This is a genomic window from Enterobacter sp. Taxon_2 (assembly GCF_058355295.1).
This window is the reverse complement of sequence record NZ_CM178024.1, coordinates 1,259,813-1,277,676: the sequence shown is the minus strand read 5'-3', so window position 1 is coordinate 1,277,676 and position 17,864 is coordinate 1,259,813. Positions and strand designations below refer to the sequence as shown.

At 55.7% G+C, this 17,864-nt stretch carries 17 protein-coding genes; 15 read left to right on the top strand and 2 right to left on the bottom strand.

Annotated features, from left to right (window positions below):
- Positions 1-37: 37 nt before the first annotated feature.
- Entirely contained in the window at positions 38-1,213 is a 1,176-nt protein-coding gene (gene ubiF / locus AC4IC4_RS05940) for a 3-demethoxyubiquinol 3-hydroxylase (protein ID WP_491472349.1), read from the bottom strand.
- Positions 1,214-1,348: 135 nt separating this feature from the next.
- On the opposite strand from ubiF, the gene miaB reads away from it, so the two are divergent.
- The 10 genes from miaB (at position 1,349) to rihA (ending at position 11,575) form a co-directional block, all read left to right on the top strand.
- Entirely contained in the window at positions 1,349-2,773 is a 1,425-nt protein-coding gene (gene miaB, locus AC4IC4_RS05935; protein WP_491472348.1) for a tRNA (N6-isopentenyl adenosine(37)-C2)-methylthiotransferase MiaB, read from the top strand.
- A gap of 163 nt (positions 2,774-2,936) precedes the next feature.
- On the top strand, positions 2,937-3,983 hold the full coding sequence (locus AC4IC4_RS05930; RefSeq protein WP_023310759.1) for a PhoH family protein: 1,047 nt from the start codon (positions 2,937-2,939) through the stop codon (positions 3,981-3,983).
- Complete coding sequence (gene ybeY, locus AC4IC4_RS05925) at positions 3,980-4,447, top strand: rRNA maturation RNase YbeY (RefSeq protein ID WP_008501052.1); 468 nt, start codon at positions 3,980-3,982, stop codon at positions 4,445-4,447. Before AC4IC4_RS05930 ends, ybeY begins: the two co-directional genes overlap by 4 nt.
- Before the next feature lie 89 nt (positions 4,448-4,536).
- A complete protein-coding gene (gene corC / locus AC4IC4_RS05920) occupies positions 4,537-5,415 on the top strand; it encodes a CNNM family magnesium/cobalt transport protein CorC (protein ID WP_021242574.1) in 879 nt (292 codons plus the stop codon).
- A 5-nt stretch (positions 5,416-5,420) separates the two neighbouring features.
- Complete coding sequence (gene lnt, locus AC4IC4_RS05915; protein WP_048992563.1) at positions 5,421-6,959, top strand: apolipoprotein N-acyltransferase; 1,539 nt, start codon at positions 5,421-5,423, stop codon at positions 6,957-6,959.
- Between the two features lie 353 nt (positions 6,960-7,312).
- Complete coding sequence (locus AC4IC4_RS05910; protein ID WP_014883004.1) at positions 7,313-8,218, top strand: amino acid ABC transporter substrate-binding protein; 906 nt, start codon at positions 7,313-7,315, stop codon at positions 8,216-8,218.
- A 155-nt stretch (positions 8,219-8,373) separates the two neighbouring features.
- Positions 8,374-9,114, top strand: coding sequence for an amino acid ABC transporter permease (locus tag AC4IC4_RS05905; RefSeq protein ID WP_491472347.1), 741 nt, complete (start codon positions 8,374-8,376; stop codon positions 9,112-9,114).
- On the top strand, positions 9,114-9,788 hold the full coding sequence (gltK, locus tag AC4IC4_RS05900) for a glutamate/aspartate ABC transporter permease GltK (protein WP_032649550.1): 675 nt from the start codon (positions 9,114-9,116) through the stop codon (positions 9,786-9,788). Before AC4IC4_RS05905 ends, gltK begins: the two co-directional genes overlap by 1 nt.
- Positions 9,788-10,513, top strand: coding sequence for an amino acid ABC transporter ATP-binding protein (locus AC4IC4_RS05895; RefSeq protein ID WP_014883001.1), 726 nt, complete (start codon positions 9,788-9,790; stop codon positions 10,511-10,513). The genes gltK and AC4IC4_RS05895 overlap by 1 nt, the downstream gene beginning before the upstream one ends.
- Positions 10,514-10,633: 120 nt before the next feature.
- A complete protein-coding gene (gene rihA, locus AC4IC4_RS05890) occupies positions 10,634-11,575 on the top strand; it encodes a pyrimidine-specific ribonucleoside hydrolase RihA (protein WP_491472346.1) in 942 nt (313 codons plus the stop codon).
- Between the two features lie 147 nt (positions 11,576-11,722).
- Here the strand turns inward: rihA and AC4IC4_RS05885 are convergent, their stop codons facing one another.
- Entirely contained in the window at positions 11,723-12,205 is a 483-nt protein-coding gene (locus AC4IC4_RS05885) for a zinc ribbon-containing protein (protein ID WP_023617134.1), read from the bottom strand.
- 214 nt (positions 12,206-12,419) lie between these two features.
- Between AC4IC4_RS05885 and leuS the strand changes: the two genes are divergently transcribed.
- From leuS to rsfS, 5 genes are all read left to right on the top strand, one after another.
- Positions 12,420-15,002: a leucine--tRNA ligase gene (gene leuS, locus AC4IC4_RS05880; protein WP_491472345.1), complete on the top strand. Its 2,583-nt coding sequence runs from the start codon at positions 12,420-12,422 to the stop codon at positions 15,000-15,002.
- 14 nt (positions 15,003-15,016) lie between these two features.
- Positions 15,017-15,586, top strand: a complete 570-nt coding sequence (lptE, locus tag AC4IC4_RS05875) for an LPS assembly lipoprotein LptE (protein ID WP_491472344.1) — start codon at positions 15,017-15,019, stop codon at positions 15,584-15,586.
- Positions 15,586-16,617, top strand: a complete 1,032-nt coding sequence (holA, locus tag AC4IC4_RS05870; RefSeq protein WP_491472798.1) for a DNA polymerase III subunit delta — start codon at positions 15,586-15,588, stop codon at positions 16,615-16,617. The genes lptE and holA overlap by 1 nt, the downstream gene beginning before the upstream one ends.
- Entirely contained in the window at positions 16,610-17,275 is a 666-nt protein-coding gene (gene nadD, locus AC4IC4_RS05865; RefSeq protein WP_032649561.1) for a nicotinate-nucleotide adenylyltransferase, read from the top strand. The genes holA and nadD overlap by 8 nt, the downstream gene beginning before the upstream one ends.
- A 269-nt stretch (positions 17,276-17,544) precedes the next feature.
- The gene (gene rsfS / locus AC4IC4_RS05860) at positions 17,545-17,862 is read left to right on the top strand and encodes a ribosome silencing factor (protein WP_023334893.1); all 318 of its coding nucleotides are present in this window, start codon (positions 17,545-17,547) and stop codon (positions 17,860-17,862) included.
- Positions 17,863-17,864 lie beyond the last annotated feature (2 nt).

The window sequence follows — 17,864 nt, the reverse complement described above, 5'->3', positions numbered from 1 at the left end:
CACCCTGGCCCTCTCCCACGGGGAGAGGGAAAAAAGTTTAGAGTCCGAGGGCGTACTTCAGGGCCTGACGCTTCAGACCACCGGCGCGTTCCGCTGCCATCAGGCCAATATTACGCAGAATGCGCACCGGGGCCAGGTCATTGCTGAACCCGGCATAGAACAGATCCATTCCCGATTGCATGATGAAATTGTCCGCCATACGCCGCGTCTGATAACGCTTTAGCACCTGATGGCTGGCCCAGTTTTCCGCGTGTCCGCGGACGCTGCCCAGCACATCCAGTAACGCATCGACGTCGCGATACCCCAGGTTCACGCCCTGCCCGGCCAGCGGATGAATGGTGTGTGCCGCATCGCCCACCAGCGCCAGCCCTTCACGGGCATACTGCAAAGCGTGACGGCGCGTGAGCGGAAACGCCCCTGCTGCGACCGGCGTAACGTTGCCCAGACGGCTCGGGAAGTGCAGGCGGATTTCCCGCTGCAATTGTTCCATTGAAAGCCCCTGCAGCTGGCGAATACGCGCCGGTTTGTCGTACCACACCAGCGACGCCCAATTATCAAACAGCGGTAAAAAGGCGTGCGGACCGTTCGGCGTAAAGTGCTGCCAGGTGCTTTCTCCCGGTTCATTCTCGCACTCAACGGTAATCAGCATGCAGGACTGCTCATACTGCCAGGCATGAACCCCGATACCCGCCATCTGTCTGACCTGCGAGTTAGCGCCGTCCGCCCCAACGACCAGCTTCACGGCCAGTTCATCGCCGCCGTCGAGCGTCAGTAGATAGCCGCTCTCGTGAGGATGCAGTGCCTTAATCGAGGCCGGAAAACGCAGCGTCACCTTCGGATGTGTCTCCAGCGCCTGCCAGAGCGCCAGCTGGAGCACGTTGTTTTCCACCATATAACCCAGGCGCGGCAGCTTCAGCTCAGCGGCATCAAACGCAACGTGGGCATTTTCCCACTCCCAGGTTTCAAGACGGCTGTAAGGATGGGCGCGCATTGCCAGCACCGCCTCCCAGACGCCCAGCCCGCGCAGCAGATCGACGGACGCTGCGCTGATCGCGGAAATGCGCACATCCGGTTTGCTGGCGGGATCGAAGGCCGGCGGAGCCGCCTGTTCGATTACCGTTACCTCAAATCCCTGCTGCGCCAGCCCCAGCGCCAGCGCGCCGCCGACCATACCGCCGCCGACAACGGCAACTTCGGTGTGTAGGAGTGTCATGGTCAATTTTCCTTATTGGAGAATCCCTTAAGTTTACCGGATTTTTGCGGTCCTGAGACACATAACCTTCATACTGGTCACAACCCCACCAAAGCATTACAATACGCGGCTTGCAATCCTGAGCTGAGCAAGTCGATGACTAAAAAACTCCATATAAAAACCTGGGGCTGTCAGATGAACGAATACGATTCATCCAAGATGGCCGATCTGCTGGATTCAACCCACGGATACCAGCTGACAGAAAATGTGAAAGAAGCGGACGTGCTGCTGCTGAACACCTGTTCGATTCGTGAAAAAGCGCAGGAAAAAGTCTTTCACGTGTTAGGCCGCTGGAAGCTTCTCAAGCGAAAAAATCCGGACCTGATCATCGGCGTGGGTGGCTGCGTTGCGTCGCAGGAAGGCAAGCTGATCCGCCAGAGAGCCCCGTATGTGGATATTGTCTTTGGCCCTCAGACCCTGCACCGCCTGCCCGAGATGATCAACCAGGTTCGCGGCAACCGCAGCCCGGTCGTTGACGTCAGCTTCCCGGAAATCGAAAAGTTTGACCGTCTGCCTGAGCCGCGCGCCGATGGCCCGACCGCCTTCGTCTCGATCATGGAAGGCTGCAACAAATACTGTACTTACTGCGTGGTACCGTACACCCGTGGTGAAGAGGTCAGCCGCCCGGCAGATGACATTCTGTTTGAAATCGCACAGCTTGCCGCGCAGGGCGTTCGCGAAGTGAACCTGCTGGGCCAGAACGTTAACGCCTGGCGCGGGGAAAACTACGACGGCACCACCGGCAGCTTTGCCGAACTGCTGCGTCTGGTGGCCGCGATTGACGGTATCGACCGCATTCGCTTTACCACCAGCCATCCGATGGAATTTACCGACGACATTATTGACGTCTATCGCGATACGCCAGAGCTGGTGAGCTTCCTGCACCTGCCGATTCAGTGCGGCTCTGACCGCGTGCTGAACCTGATGGGCCGCCCGCATACGGTGCTGGAGTACAAGTCCACCATCCGCAAGCTGCGTGAAGCGCGTCCGGATATCCAGATTAGCTCCGACTTTATCGTCGGCTTCCCTGGCGAAACCGCTGATGACTTCGAGCGCACCATGAAGCTCATCGGTGAAGTGAATTTTGACGTCAGCTACAGCTTCATCTTCTCTGCGCGTCCTGGAACACCTGCGGCCGATATGATTGACGATGTTCCGGAAGAAGAGAAGAAACAGCGTCTGTATATTCTGCAGGAGCGTATCCTTCAGCAGGCCAACGCCTGGAGCCGCCGCATGCTCGGCACCGTTCAGCGCATTCTGGTGGAAGGCACCTCACGCAAGAGCATTATGGAACTGTCCGGTCGTACCGAGAACAACCGCGTGGTGAACTTTGAAGGCACCCCGGATATGATCGGTAAATTCGTAGACGTCGAGATTGTCGAAGTGCTGACCAACTCGCTGCGCGCGAAGGTAGTCCGCACCGAGGACGAAATGGGCCTGCGCATTGCCGAGTCACCGGAATCCGTGATCTCGCGCACCCGAAAAGAAAACGATTCTGGCGTTGGGATTTACCAGCCTTAATCCTCATGGCCTGCCCTTCCGGCAGGCCTTGTATTTCCTCTCATCGTCCCCAATATCTTCCGCAACGCTTGCGCCTTTATTCTGTGGCGTGAATAATTTCGGTAATGACCGTTTTATTACGTCCTGTCGCAACGGATCGGTTAACCAATTAAAGAGGAACAGTTTGAACATAGATACGCGTGAAATTAGCCTTGAGCCAGCAGACAACGCTCGCCTGCTGAGCCTGTGCGGGCCGTTTGATGACAATATCAAACAACTGGAGCGACGTCTGGGTATCGAAATCAATCGTCGCGATAATCATTTCAAACTTACCGGACGCCCTATCTGCGTCAACGCCGCTGCGGATATTCTGCGTAGCCTGTATGTTGATACCGCCCCAATGCGCGGCGAAACGCAGGATATCGAACCGGAACAGATCCACCTCGCGATTAAAGAGGCGCGCGTGCTTGAGCAGAGCGCGGAGAGCGTCCCGGACTACGGCAAGGCCATTAACATCAAGACCAAACGTGGCGTCATTAAGCCGCGTACGCCAAACCAGGCGCAGTACATCGCCAATATCCTCGACCACGACATCACCTTCGGGGTGGGTCCGGCGGGGACGGGTAAAACCTATCTCGCCGTTGCCGCGGCGGTCGATGCGCTGGAACGCCAGGAGATCCGTCGAATTCTGCTGACCCGTCCGGCCGTTGAGGCGGGTGAAAAACTGGGCTTCCTGCCAGGCGATCTGAGCCAGAAGGTCGACCCGTATCTGCGTCCTTTATACGATGCGCTGTTCGAAATGCTGGGCTTTGAGAAGGTCGAGAAGCTCATTGAACGTAACGTTATCGAAGTTGCCCCGCTCGCCTACATGCGCGGCCGTACGCTGAATGATGCGTTCATCATTCTCGATGAGAGCCAGAACACCACCATTGAACAGATGAAGATGTTCCTGACGCGTATTGGCTTTAACTCGAAAGCGGTGATTACCGGCGACGTCACTCAGATTGACCTGCCGCGCAGCACCAAATCCGGCCTGCGCCACGCCATTGAGGTGCTGGCCGAGGTCGACGAAATCAGCTTTAACTTCTTCCACAGTGAAGACGTGGTACGCCACCCGGTGGTCGCGCGTATCGTTAATGCCTATGAAGCCTGGGAAGAGGCGGATCAGAAGCGTAAGGCCGAACTGGCCGCAGAACGTAAGCGCGAAGCGCAGGAGCAAGAACAGAAATGAGTCAGGTGATCCTCGATTTACAGCTGGCCTGTGAAGACAATTCCGGCATGCCAGATGAGGCACAGTTTCAGAAATGGCTGGATGCCGTTATTCCTCAGTTTCAGGAAGAATCAGAAGTTACGATTCGCCTGGTGGATGAAGCGGAAAGCCATGAGCTTAACCTGACCTATCGCGGGAAAGATAAGCCGACCAACGTGCTCTCTTTCCCGTTCGAAGCGCCGCCGGGCATCGAGATGCCGCTGCTGGGCGATCTGATCATCTGCCGTCAGGTGGTTGAGCAGGAAGCCAAAGAGCAGCAAAAGCCGCTTGAGGCCCACTGGGCGCATATGGTGGTACACGGCAGCCTGCATCTGCTCGGCTACGATCATATTGAAGACGACGAAGCGGAAGAGATGGAGTCCCTCGAGACAGAGATAATGCTTGCTCTGGGCTATGAGGATCCGTACATTGCCGAGAAAGAATAGTCCGTCACCTGACGGACTCCCCTGCCGCCACGAAAGGACATCGCGTGGCGGTAAACGTTGAACTAACAAGAGAACCCTTAACAAACGCCATGAGCGACGACAATTCACACAGTAGCGACACGACAACCAGTAAAAAGGGATTTTTCTCCCTCATTCTGAACCAGCTTTTCCACGGCGAACCGAAAAACCGTGATGAACTGCTGGAGCTGATTCGTGATTCCGGGCAGAACGACCTTATCGACGAAGATACGCGCGAAATGCTCGAAGGGGTTATGGACATCGCCGACCAGCGCGTTCGCGATATCATGATCCCCCGCTCGCAGATGATCACCCTGAAACGTAACCAGACGCTGGACGAGTGCCTCGATGTGATCATCGAATCCGCCCACTCGCGTTTCCCGGTCATCAGCGAAGACAAAGATCACATCGAAGGGATTTTGATGGCGAAAGATCTGCTGCCGTTTATGCGCAGCGATGCCGAAGCCTTCAGCATGGAAAAAGTGTTACGCCAGGCCGTGGTTGTGCCGGAAAGTAAACGTGTGGATCGGATGCTGAAAGAGTTTCGCTCTCAGCGTTACCACATGGCGATTGTTATTGATGAATTTGGTGGCGTTTCCGGTCTGGTCACGATCGAGGATATCCTTGAGCTGATCGTGGGCGAAATCGAAGACGAGTACGACGAAGAAGAAGATATCGACTTCCGTCAGCTTAGCCGCCACACCTGGACCGTGCGCGCGCTGGCCTCCATCGAAGACTTCAACGACGCCTTCGGAACCCACTTCAGCGATGAAGAGGTCGATACCATTGGCGGGCTGGTGATGCAGGCCTTTGGCCACCTCCCGGCGCGTGGAGAGACCGTTGACATCGACGGTTACCAGTTCAAAGTAGCCATGGCCGACAGCCGACGTATTATACAGGTTCACGTCAGAACGCCGGACGACTCACCGGTGCCAAAACTGGAAGATTAATGTAAATGGCATTTGCCCCATTGCTTGAACGCCAGCGCGTCCGTTTGCTGCTGGCGCTGTTACTCGGAGCCAGCGGTACGCTGGCTTTTTCTCCTTACGATATCTGGCCCGCGGCCATTCTCTCCCTGATGGGGCTTCAGGGTCTGACCCTGAACCGTCGTCCGGTACAGGCTGCCGCTATCGGCTACTTCTGGGGGCTGGGGCTGTTTGGCTCAGGCATCAACTGGGTTTATGTCAGCATCGCCCAGTTTGGCGGTATGCCTGGCCCGGTAAACGTCTTCCTGGTGGTACTGCTCGCCGCCTATCTCTCGCTCTATACCGGTCTGTTCGCCGGCATCCTTTCTCGCCTGTGGCCCAAAACCAACTGGCTGCGCGTCGCCATTGCCGCGCCGGTGGTCTGGCAGGTAACCGAGTTCCTGCGCGGTTGGGTGCTGACCGGCTTCCCGTGGCTGCAGTTCGGCTACAGCCAGATTGACGGCCCGCTGAAAGGCCTGGCACCGGTAATGGGTGTTGAAGCTATCAACTTCCTGCTGATGGTCGTGAGCGGCCTGCTGGTATTAGCGCTGGTCACGCGCGGCTGGAAACCGCTGGCTGTGGCGCTGGTGCTGTTCGCCCTGCCCTTCCCGCTGCGCTATATCCAGTGGTTCACGCCTGAGCCCGATCGCGCCATGCGGGTTTCCATGGTGCAGGGGAATATCCCGCAGTCCATGAAGTGGGACGAAAAAGAGCTGCTGAATACGCTGAAGATCTACGCCAACGCCACCGAAGAGGTGATGGGTAAATCGCAGCTGATTATCTGGCCGGAGTCTGCGATCCCCGATCTGGAAATTAACCAGCAGCCGTTCCTCAACATGATGAACGACCTGCTGCTGGCCCGCGGCAGCACGCTGATCACCGGGATTGTCGATGCGCGTCTGAATCAGCAGAACCGCTACGACACCTACAACACCATCATTACGCTCGGCAAAGACAGCGAATACAGCTACCACTCCACTGACCGATACAACAAGAACCACCTGGTGCCATTTGGTGAATTTGTGCCGCTGGAATCGATTCTGCGCCCGCTGGCCCCGTTCTTTGATTTGCCGATGTCCTCCTTCAGCCGCGGACCGTACGTTCAGCCTCAGCTGCACGCGCACGGCGCTGCCCTGACGCCGGCTATCTGCTACGAAATCATTCTCGGCGAGCAGGTGCGCGATAACTTCCGCCCGGATACTGACTATCTGCTGACCATCTCCAACGATGCCTGGTTTGGTAAGTCAATTGGCCCGTGGCAGCACTTCCAGATGGCACGTATGCGCTCCCTGGAGCTGGCGCGTCCGCTGCTGCGCAGCACCAACAACGGCATCACCGCCGTGATTGGTCCTCAGGGTGAAATTCAGGCGATGATCCCGCAGTTTACCCGTGAGGTACTGACCGCTAACGTCACGCCGACCACGGGACTGACGCCATACGCCCGTACAGGCAACTGGTCGCTGTGGATACTGACCGTGCTGTTCGGCTTTGGCGCGGTGCTGATGAGCCTGCGTCAGCGTCGTAAATAACCTTCCCTTCTGTTGCCGGGTGGCGCTGACGCTTACCCGGCAAATCCTCCCAAACTCCCATTCTGGCACGCCTATTGCTTTGTTTATTCAGGTAAACGCAGTTTGGCTTGATGTGCAACTTTGTCGCACCAGCGTAGATCATCGGTAGCACCGAAACGGTGCAACGGGAGATATTTGCCTCTGAATGGTGCGGCGCGCTTCGCAAAAATAAACAATAACGCAGCAAAATCTTTACATTAAGCCAGACTAAATGTTAACAAGCTTGCATAACACTGCACTCGCATTGCGCGAGATATAACAACATCACAATGGGTATCAATGCGTCGCTGGCGCTGATAAAAAAGGAGTTGGGTATGCAATTACGTAAACTGGCCACAGCAATGCTGGTTATGGGAATGTCTGCTGGCGTGGTTCACGCTGAAGATGCGCCTGCAGCAGGCAGCACTCTCGACAAGATTGCCAAAAACGGCGTCATCGTGGTCGGCCACCGTGAATCTTCTGTCCCGTTCTCTTACTACGACAACACGCAAAAAGTCGTGGGCTATTCACAGGATTACTCCAACGCTATCGTTGAAGCCGTGAAGAAAAAGCTGAACAAACCTGACCTGCAGGTGAAGCTGATCCCTATCACTTCACAAAACCGTATTCCACTGTTGCAAAACGGCACCTTTGACTTCGAGTGTGGCTCCACCACCAACAACCTTGAGCGTCAGAAACAGGCTGCCTTCTCGGACACCATCTTTGTCGTGGGCACCCGTCTGCTGACGAAGAAAGGCGGCGACATTAAAGACTTCGCTGATCTGAAAGGCAAAGCGGTTGTTGTCACCTCCGGTACCACCTCAGAAGTGCTGCTGCACAAGCTGAACGACGAGAAAAAAATGGATATGCGCATCATCAGCGCGAAAGACCATGGCGACTCCTTCCGTACCCTGGAAAGCGGTCGTGCCGTCGCGTTTATGATGGATGATGCCCTGCTGGCGGGCGAGCGTGCGAAAGCGAAGAAACCTGACAACTGGGATATCGTCGGCACCGCGCAGTCGAAAGAAGCCTACGGCTGTATGCTGCGTAAAGACGACCCGCAGTTCAAAAAGCTGATCGATGACACCATCGCTCAGGTGCAGACCTCCGGCGAAGCGGAAAAATGGTTCGACAAGTGGTTCAAGAACCCGATTCCACCAAAAAATCTCAACATGAATTTTGAACTGTCTGACGACATGAAAGCGCTGTTCAAATCTCCAAATGACAAGGCTCTTAACTAATTAGAACAACAGGGGCGGGATCTCCTGCCCTCTCGATTGTCGGGAAGCATGGACAGACTATACGTTGAGTGGTCGTTCCCCACTCAGCGCGAAAAATGAGCTTCTCACCAATCTTCGAGGGTAGCGCTGCTACCCTTTTTTTTCTGGAGTTTATTATGTCAATCGACTGGAACTGGGGCATATTCCTGCAACAAGCCCCGTTCGGCAACATCACCTATCTTGGCTGGCTGTGGAGCGGCTTTCAGGTCACCGTGGCATTATCGATAACGGCGTGGATCATCGCGTTTCTTGTCGGTTCTTTGTTCGGTATTCTGCGCACCGTCCCTAACCGTTTTCTTTCAACACTCGGCACCCTGTATGTGGAACTGTTCCGTAACGTTCCGCTGATCGTGCAATTCTTTACCTGGTATCTGGTTATCCCGGAACTGCTGCCGGAAAATATTGGCATGTGGTTCAAGTCGGAACTGGATCCGAACGTACAGTTCTTTGTCTCCTCCATGATGTGTCTGGGGCTGTTTACCGCTGCGCGCGTTTGCGAGCAGGTGCGTGCCGCCATTCAGTCATTGCCCCGTGGACAAAAAAATGCGGGTCTGGCGATGGGATTAACCCTGCCACAGACCTACCGCTACGTGCTGCTGCCTAACGCCTACCGCGTCATCGTTCCGCCGATGACCTCCGAGATGATGAACCTGGTGAAAAACTCGGCCATCGCCTCGACCATTGGCCTGGTCGATATGGCTGCGCAGGCGGGCAAGCTGCTGGATTACTCCGCTCACGCGTGGGAATCCTTCACCGCGATCACGCTCGCCTATGTTCTGATAAACGCTTTCATCATGCTGGTGATGAACCTGGTTGAACGCAAAATTCGCCTGCCGGGCAACATGGGGGGCAAATAATGTACGAATTTGACTGGAGTTCTATCGTTCCATCCATGCCTTACCTGCTTGATGGCCTGATGATTACCTTAAAAATCACCGTTATTGCCATCATCGTCGGTATCGTCTGGGGCACCCTGCTGGCCGTTATGCGCCTGTCGAGCTTCAAGCCGCTCGCCTGGTTCGCGACCGCCTACGTTAACGTGTTCCGCTCCATCCCGCTGGTGATGGTGCTGCTGTGGTTTTACCTGATCGTGCCCGGCTTCCTGCAGAACGTGCTGGGGCTGTCGCCGAAAACCGATATCCGTCTGATCTCGGCGATGGTAGCGTTCTCGATGTTTGAGGCCGCTTACTACTCAGAGATTATCCGAGCGGGCATTCAGAGTATCTCTCGCGGACAGTCCAGCGCCGCGCTGGCGCTGGGGATGACGCACTGGCAGTCCATGCAGCTCATTATTCTGCCGCAGGCGTTTCGCGCCATGGTTCCGCTCCTGCTGACCCAGGGTATCGTGCTGTTCCAGGATACCTCTCTGGTCTACGTGCTGAGCCTGGCAGACTTCTTCCGTACCGCGTCAACCATCGGTGAGCGTGATGGTACGCAGGTTGAGATGGTGCTCTTTGCGGGTGCGGTCTATTTTGTGATTAGTTTAAGCGCGTCGCTGTTGGTCAGCTGGCTGAAGAAAAGGACGGTATAATGATTTCCCTGAAAAATGTTTCTAAATGGTATGGGCACTTTCAGGTGCTGACCGACTGCTCCACCGAAGTGAAAAAAGGCGACGTGGTGGTAGTGTGCGGGCCGTCAGGTTCCGGTAAATCGACGCTGATCAAAACCGTCAACGGGCTGGAGCCAGTGCAGCAGGGTGAGATCGTCGTCAACGGTACTAAAGTCAACGACAAGAAAACCAACCTCGCCCAGCTTCGCTCTCACGTTGGCATGGTGTTCCAGCATTTTGAGCTGTTCCCTCACCTCTCTATTATTGAGAACCTGACGCTGGCGCAGGTAAAAGTGCTTAAGCGTGATAAAAAAGCGTCGCGCGAGAAAGGTCTGAAGCTCCTGGAACGCGTTGGGCTTTCTGCGCATGCCGATAAGTTCCCGGCGCAGCTTTCTGGTGGCCAACAGCAGCGTGTGGCGATCGCCCGCGCGCTGTGCATGGATCCGGTGGCCATGCTGTTTGATGAGCCCACGTCGGCGCTCGATCCAGAGATGATCAACGAAGTGCTGGACGTGATGGTCGAGTTGGCGCACGAAGGAATGACGATGATGGTGGTGACCCACGAAATGGGCTTTGCCCGTAAAGTGGCAAACCGCGTGATCTTTATGGACGAAGGGAAAATTGTCGAAGACTCGCCGAAAGAAGAGTTCTTCGCTAACCCGAAATCCGAGCGTGCGAAAGATTTCCTCGCGAAAATCCTGCACTAATCTTCCCGGTGCGCAATCTGCGGATTGCGCACTGCTTCACGCTTTCACTCACTTCCTCTCGTCGGCGTCACATTGCAGCGTTAACCTTGTCACATAATAACGCTACGTATGGAGAACGCTATGGCACAGCCTATTATTCTCGATTGCGATCCGGGTCATGATGACGCGATCGCGCTCGTCCTTGCACTTGCCTCCCCTGAACTCGACGTCAAAGCCGTCACCTCTTCTGCCGGAAACCAGACGCCGGATAAAACCCTGCGTAACGTTTTACGTATGCTGACGTTGCTCAAGCGCACCGATATTCCCGTCGCTGGTGGAGCCCTCAAGCCCCTGATGCGTGAATTAATTATCGCGGATAACGTGCATGGTGAAAGCGGGCTGGACGGTCCGGCGCTGCCTGAACCGGGCTTCACGCCGCAAAACTGCACCGCCGTGGAGCTGATGGCGAAGGTGCTGCGCGAGAGCGTGGAACCCGTGACGCTGGTGGCTACCGGGCCGCAAACCAACGTCGCGCTGCTGCTGAACAGCCACCCTGAACTGCACAGCAAAATAGCCCGTATCGTCATCATGGGCGGGGCCATGGGGCTGGGTAACTGGACCCCTGCGGCGGAGTTCAACATTTTTGTCGACCCGGAAGCAGCTGAGATTGTCTTCCAGTCCGGCTTACCGATTGCAATGGCGGGACTGGACGTTACCCATCGCGCGCAGATTATGGCGGACGATATTGAGCGCTTCCGTGCCGTTGGTAATCCGGTCGCGACAACCGTGGCCGAGCTGCTCGACTTCTTTATGGAGTATCACAAAGCCGAGAAATGGGGATTCCACGGCGCGCCCCTGCACGACCCGTGCACCATTGCCTGGCTGTTAAAGCCTGAGATATTCACCACGGTTGACCGCTGGGTTGGCGTGGAAACGCAGGGAAAATACACCCAGGGAATGACGGTGGTGGATTATTACTCGCTGACGGGGAATACGCCGAATACTACCGTGATGGTGGACATCGACCGGGAGGCGTTTGTAGATTTACTGGCGGAGAGACTGGCTTACTATAGTGCGGCCTGATGCCCTCACCCCGGCCCTCTCCCACGGGGAGAGGGAGCACACACTAAAAACGGCAACATGGTTGCCGTTTTGCTTTTACCTTGTGCGGCCTGATGCCCTCACCCCGGCCCTCTCCCACAGGGAGAGGGCGCAAACCTGCGCTTTTACCTAGGGCTCAAACGGACGACGCTGGAACTGATCGTGGCCGCATTTTGGGCACAGCGACAGAACCTCCGGCGTATACACCGCAATATGGTGGTGGCAATTCTCGCACACCAGATTTCCCAGCCCGACCACCTCGCCGCTGTGGTACACACCATGGTGGTTCAAATCCTGAAAGACCTCGCGCCACTCCAGCTGCGTTTTATCCGTAATATCGGCCAGCTCCTGCCACAGGCTCTCTTTAATCACCCGCATGAAAACGCTGTCCGTGACCTCCTCCTGGCTCTCCTGGTAGCTGCGCGCGAACTCTTCCAGATCGCGACGCACGGCGCGCGTTACCTCTTCCACTTCGGTTCGCGTTAACTCACCCGTTTGCGACACGCGGGCACGCGCCTGCTCCACCAGCGCATCGATATCGCGCTCGCCGTTACGCAGTCGTTCCGTCAGTGTCGCCACCAGTTCGCGGTAAAATTGAGCAACCTTGTTCATCATTTTGCCTCCCGGGTAAGTAACTATTTCTAATAATAGACCTTATTTCATCGCCGCTTTGTCAGGTGAAGCACAGACCCGGTAAATTCCTGCAAAGCGCATTTGTGCGAAAGGCTGTTTTGACGCGGGCGTTTGGGCTATGCTATGCGGATCTGAATGACCACATCCATTGGCTACATTTGTAGCTGTATTGAAAACAGGACCACTGGCTGCCATGCAAGAGCAATACCGCCCGGAAGAGATAGAATCAAAAGTCCAGCAACACTGGGACGAGAAGCGCACCTTTGAAGTAACCGAAGACGAGAGCAAAGAGAAGTATTACTGCCTGTCGATGCTTCCCTATCCTTCTGGTCGACTACACATGGGCCATGTGCGTAACTACACCATTGGCGATGTGATCGCACGTTACCAGCGCATGCTGGGCAAAAACGTTCTGCAGCCTATCGGCTGGGATGCGTTCGGTCTGCCTGCGGAAGGCGCGGCGGTCAAAAACAACACCGCACCGGCCCCGTGGACATACGACAATATCGCGTACATGAAAAACCAGCTCAAAATGCTGGGCTTTGGCTATGACTGGAGCCGCGAGCTGGCAACCTGTACCCCGGAATACTACCGCTGGGAGCAGAAGTTCTTCACCGAGCTGTACAAAAAAGGCCTGGTGTATAAGAAGACCTCTGCCGTTAACTGGTGTCCGAATGACCAGACCGTTCTCGCGAACGAACAGGTTATCGATGGCTGCTGCTGGCGCTGTGACACCAAAGTTGAGCGTAAAGAGATCCCACAGTGGTTTATCAAAATCACCGCTTACGCTGATGAGCTGCTGAACGATCTGGATAACCTCGACCACTGGCCAGATACCGTTAAGACCATGCAGCGCAACTGGATCGGCCGTTCTGAAGGCGTGGAGATTACCTTCAACGTTGAGAACTACGACCAGACTCTGACTGTCTACACCACCCGTCCGGACACCTTCATGGGCGCGACCTACCTGGCCGTGGCCGCAGGTCACCCGCTGGCGCAGAAAGCGGCAGAAAACAATCCGGAACTGGCTACCTTCATCGATGAGTGCCGCAACACCAAAGTGGCCGAAGCCGACATGGCAACGATGGAGAAAAAAGGCGTTGCGACAGGCTTCTATGCTAAGCATCCACTGACTGGCGAAGCGATCCCGGTCTGGGCAGCGAACTTCGTGCTGATGGAGTACGGTACAGGCGCGGTAATGGCTGTTCCGGGCCACGATCAGCGCGACTACGAGTTTGCCACCAAATACAACCTGCCGATTAAAGCCGTTATTCTGACCGCCGATGGTTCTGAACCAGACCTGTCCGAAAACGCGCTGACTGAAAAAGGCACCCTGTTCAACTCCGGTGAATTCAGTGGTCTGAGCTTCGAAGAAGGCTTCAACGCCATCGCCGATAAGCTGGCCTCCCTTGGCGTGGGTGAGCGTAAAGTTAACTTCCGTCTGCGCGACTGGGGCGTTTCCCGTCAGCGTTACTGGGGTGCGCCAATCCCGATGGTGACGCTGGAAGATGGCACCGTGATGCCAACGCCAGAAGATCAGCTGCCGGTGATCCTGCCGGAAGACGTCGTCATGGACGGCATCACCAGCCCGATCAAAGCCGATCCTGAGTGGGCAAAAACCACCGTCAACGGCCAGCCTGCGCTGCGTGAAACCGACACCTTTGACACCTTTATGGAGTCATCCTGGTACTATGCGCGCTACACCTGCCCGCAGTATCAGGAAGGTATGCTGGATTCCAAAGCGGCAAACTACTGGCTGCCGGTAGATATCTACATCGGTGGTATCGAACACGCCATCATGCACCTGCTCTACTTCCGCTTCTTCCACAAGCTGATGCGCGATGCGGGCATGGTGAACTCTGACGAACCTGCAAAACAGCTGCTGTGCCAGGGCATGGTGCTGGCGGATGCCTTCTATTACGTCGGTGCAAACGGCGAGCGTAACTGGGTGTCTCCGGTTGACGCGATCGTTGAACGCGACGAGAAGGGCCGTATCGTGAAGGCCAAAGACGCCGAAGGTCATGAGCTGGTCTACACCGGCATGAGCAAGATGTCTAAGTCGAAAAACAACGGTATCGACCCGCAGGTGATGGTTGAGCGTTACGGTGCAGATACCGTGCGTCTGTTCATGATGTTTGCTTCTCCGGCGGACATGACGCTGGAGTGGCAGGAGTCTGGCGTGGAAGGTGCAAACCGCTTCCTGAAACGCGTCTGGAAACTGGTTTACGAACACACTGCACTGGGCTATGCCCCGGCGCTGAATGCCGCCGCACTGACTGAAGATCAGCAGGCGCTGCGTCGCGATGTTCATAAAACGATTGCAAAAGTGACCGATGATATTGGTCGTCGTCAGACCTTCAATACCGCAATTGCGGCTATTATGGAACTGATGAACAAGCTGGCGAAGGCTTCGCAGGACGGCGAGCAGGATCGTGCTTTAATGCGTGAAGCGCTGCTGGCCGTTGTTCGCATGCTGAACCCGTTCACGCCGCACGTTAGCTTTACCCTGTGGCAGGAGCTGAAAGGCGAAGGCGATATCGACAACGCGCCGTGGCCGCAGGCTGACGAAGCCGCGATGGTGGAAAACACGACGCTGGTCGTGGTCCAGGTGAACGGCAAAGTCCGCGGTAAAATTACCGTGGCGGTCGATGCAACCGAAGAACAGGTTCGCGAGCGCGCGGGCCAGGAACCTCTGGTCGCTAAATATCTTGAGGGCGTTACCGTACGTAAAGTGATCTACGTACCGGGTAAACTGCTCAATCTGGTCGTTGGCTAAGCGCGGGAGGAAACGTGCGACAACTGGCAACAATACTCTTATCACTGGCGGTGCTTGTCACCGCTGGCTGTGGCTGGCACCTGCGCAATACCACGGCGGTGCCCGCTGAGATGAAAACGATGATGTTCGACTCATCAGATCCGAATGGTCCACTGAGCCGGGCAATTCGCAATCAGTTGCGTCTGAACGGCGTTGAGCTTGTTGAGAAACAGACGCTGCGCCAGGACATTCCATCTCTGCGTGTGACAGGAAGTGGTCTGTCGAGAGATACAGCGTCTATCTTCCAGGATGGCCGTACCGCAGAGTATCAAATGGTGTTGACGGTCAACGCGGCAGTTCTGATACCGGGTAAAGACATCTATCCGATCAGCACGAAAGTGTACCGTTCGTTCTTCGATAACCCGCAGACGGCGCTGGCAAAAGATGCCGAACAGCAGATTATCATCAACGAAATGTACGACAAGGCGGCGGAACAGCTGATCCGTAAACTGCCAAGTATTGCAGCGTCAACCAAACAAGGATCTGACATTGTTGATAAACCGGTTGATGGCACGCTTCCTGCTGCTAACTCTCTGGGTAAATGATGATCAGGCTGTATCCTGAACAACTCCGCGCGCAGCTCAATGAAGGGCTGCGCGCGGCGTATCTGCTTCTTGGAAACGATCCGTTATTGCTTCAGGAAAGCCTGGATGCCGTGCGGCATGCCGCCGCCGAGCAGGGCTTTGATGAACATCACACCGTCCAGCTGGATAACAACACCGACTGGAACGCCCTCTTCTCGCTCTGTCAGGCGATGAGCCTTTTCGCCTCGCGCCAGACAATTCAGATCCTGCTGCCGGAGAACGGCCCTAACGCGGCCATGAACGAGCAGCTCGCTACGCTGGTCAGCCTCTTACACAGCGATCTGCTCTTTATTGTGCGTGGCAACAAGCTGACCAAAGCGCAGGAAAACGCGGCCTGGTTTACCCAACTCGCGACCCACGCGGTGCTGGTCACCTGTCAGACGCCTGAGCAGGCACATCTGCCTAAATGGGTCGCCGCGAGAGCGAAACAGCACAACCTTCAGCTGGATGACGCGGCGAATCAACTGCTTTGCTACTGCTATGAAGGTAATCTGCTGGCCCTGGCGCAAGCGCTGGACAGACTCTCCCTGCTCTGGCCGGACGGCAAGCTGACCTTGCCGCGCGTCGAGCAGGCCGTTAACGACGCGGCGCACTTTACGCCGTTCCACTGGGTGGATGCACTACTGTCGGCGAAGAGCAAACGCGCCCTGCATATTCTGCAACAGCTGCGTCTTGAAGGGAGCGAACCCGTTATTCTGCTGCGAACCCTGCAGCGCGAATTACTGCTGCTGATTACGCTCAAGCGTCAGTCTGCCCATACGCCGCTGCGTTCGCTGTTTGATAAACACCGCGTGTGGCAAAATCGCCGGGCTTTGACCACCGAGGCCGTCAACCGCCTGAGTCATGAACAGCTTCGTCAGGCTGTACAGCTTCTGATGCGCGCTGAGCTCACGTTAAAACAAGATTACGGCCAGTCAGTCTGGGCGGAGCTGGAAAGCCTTTCTCTGCTGCTCTGCCACAAGGCGCTGGCAGACGTTTTTATTGATGGATAGTATGCATTCTTTACAGGCCTTGTATGGCGGCACCTTCGACCCGGTACATTACGGGCACCTGAAGCCGGTTGAAATTCTGGCGAATCTGATCGGCCTTCAGCGCGTCACCATCATGCCCAACAATGTCCCGCCCCATCGTCCACAGCCCGAGGCGACCAGCGAGCAGCGAAAAGCGATGCTCGCCCTTGCCATCGCAGATAAACCGCTCTTCCAACTTGATGAGCGTGAGCTGCGTCGCGACACGCCCTCCTGGACGTCACAGACGCTTCAGGAGTGGCGCGCAGAACAGGGTCCAGACCAGCCGCTGGCGTTTATTATCGGCCAGGATTCCCTGCTGAATTTACCCACATGGCATCAGTATGAAACCATTCTGGAGAACAGCCATCTCCTCGTCTGCCGCCGCCCTGGCTATCCTCTGACCATGCGTGAAGCGCAGTACCAGCAGTGGCTGGAAGATCATCTCACCGATAATGTTGAAGATCTTCACAATCGGCCTGCCGGGAAGATCTATCTGGCGGAAACGCCGTGGTTCGATATCTCTGCAACCCTCATACGTGAGCGTTTACAGCAGGGTTTAGCCTGTGACGATCTACTGCCAGCCCCGGTGCTGGCGTATATCCATACGCACGGGTTGTATCAGAAAAGCGCAGATGAATAGCCGGAGGGCATAAAAAGCGGCTTATTGTTTATCCTGCCTTGACAGGTTAAGCCATACTGTTATTCTCCGCTGCCAGACTTTCCCGCCGATCATTGCTTTACAGAAATTGTTTTACAAAAATGGCGATGCAATCTCAGGCAGAGGGTGGGATGATACCCGCCTTCAAAAGCCCGGTCGGAGACATTTGTCCCGACACAGGCGTGAGTTCAGGTATACTGTCTGGCTACGAATTCAACGTTTTACAATCTCATTCACCCCAGGGGGAAAACTTGCAGGGTAAAGCACTCCAGGATTTTGTTATTGACAAAATTGATGACCTGAAAGGTCAGGACATCATCGCTATCGACGTTAAGGGTAAATCCAGTATTACCGACTGCATGATCATCTGCACCGGTACATCTACGCGTCATGTTGTTTCGATTGCCGATCACGTGGTTCAGGAATCGCGTGCAGCAGGACTGTTGCCACTGGGTGTTGAAGGTGAAGCAACGGCTGACTGGGTGGTTGTCGACCTCGGCGATGTGATTGTCCACGTCATGCAGGACGAGAGCCGTCGCCTGTATGAGCTGGAAAAACTCTGGGGTTAATG

Bases quoted from the DNA above. Each gene is read 5' to 3' on its own strand.
- ubiF (WP_491472349.1), bottom strand. From the start codon at position 1,213: ATGACACTCCTACACACCGAAGTTGCCGTTGTCGGCGGCGGTATGGTC.
- miaB (WP_491472348.1), top strand. From the start codon at position 1,349: ATGACTAAAAAACTCCATATAAAAACCTGGGGCTGTCAGATGAACGAA.
- ybeY (WP_008501052.1), top strand. From the start codon at position 3,980: ATGAGTCAGGTGATCCTCGATTTACAGCTGGCCTGTGAAGACAATTCC.
- corC (WP_021242574.1), top strand. From the start codon at position 4,537: ATGAGCGACGACAATTCACACAGTAGCGACACGACAACCAGTAAAAAG.
- lnt (WP_048992563.1), top strand. From the start codon at position 5,421: ATGGCATTTGCCCCATTGCTTGAACGCCAGCGCGTCCGTTTGCTGCTG.
- AC4IC4_RS05910 (WP_014883004.1), top strand. From the start codon at position 7,313: ATGCAATTACGTAAACTGGCCACAGCAATGCTGGTTATGGGAATGTCT.
- AC4IC4_RS05905 (WP_491472347.1), top strand. From the start codon at position 8,374: ATGTCAATCGACTGGAACTGGGGCATATTCCTGCAACAAGCCCCGTTC.
- gltK (WP_032649550.1), top strand. From the start codon at position 9,114: ATGTACGAATTTGACTGGAGTTCTATCGTTCCATCCATGCCTTACCTG.
- AC4IC4_RS05895 (WP_014883001.1), top strand. From the start codon at position 9,788: ATGATTTCCCTGAAAAATGTTTCTAAATGGTATGGGCACTTTCAGGTG.
- rihA (WP_491472346.1), top strand. From the start codon at position 10,634: ATGGCACAGCCTATTATTCTCGATTGCGATCCGGGTCATGATGACGCG.
- AC4IC4_RS05885 (WP_023617134.1), bottom strand. From the start codon at position 12,205: ATGAACAAGGTTGCTCAATTTTACCGCGAACTGGTGGCGACACTGACG.
- leuS (WP_491472345.1), top strand. From the start codon at position 12,420: ATGCAAGAGCAATACCGCCCGGAAGAGATAGAATCAAAAGTCCAGCAA.
- holA (WP_491472798.1), top strand. From the start codon at position 15,586: ATGATCAGGCTGTATCCTGAACAACTCCGCGCGCAGCTCAATGAAGGG.
- nadD (WP_032649561.1), top strand. From the start codon at position 16,610: ATGGATAGTATGCATTCTTTACAGGCCTTGTATGGCGGCACCTTCGAC.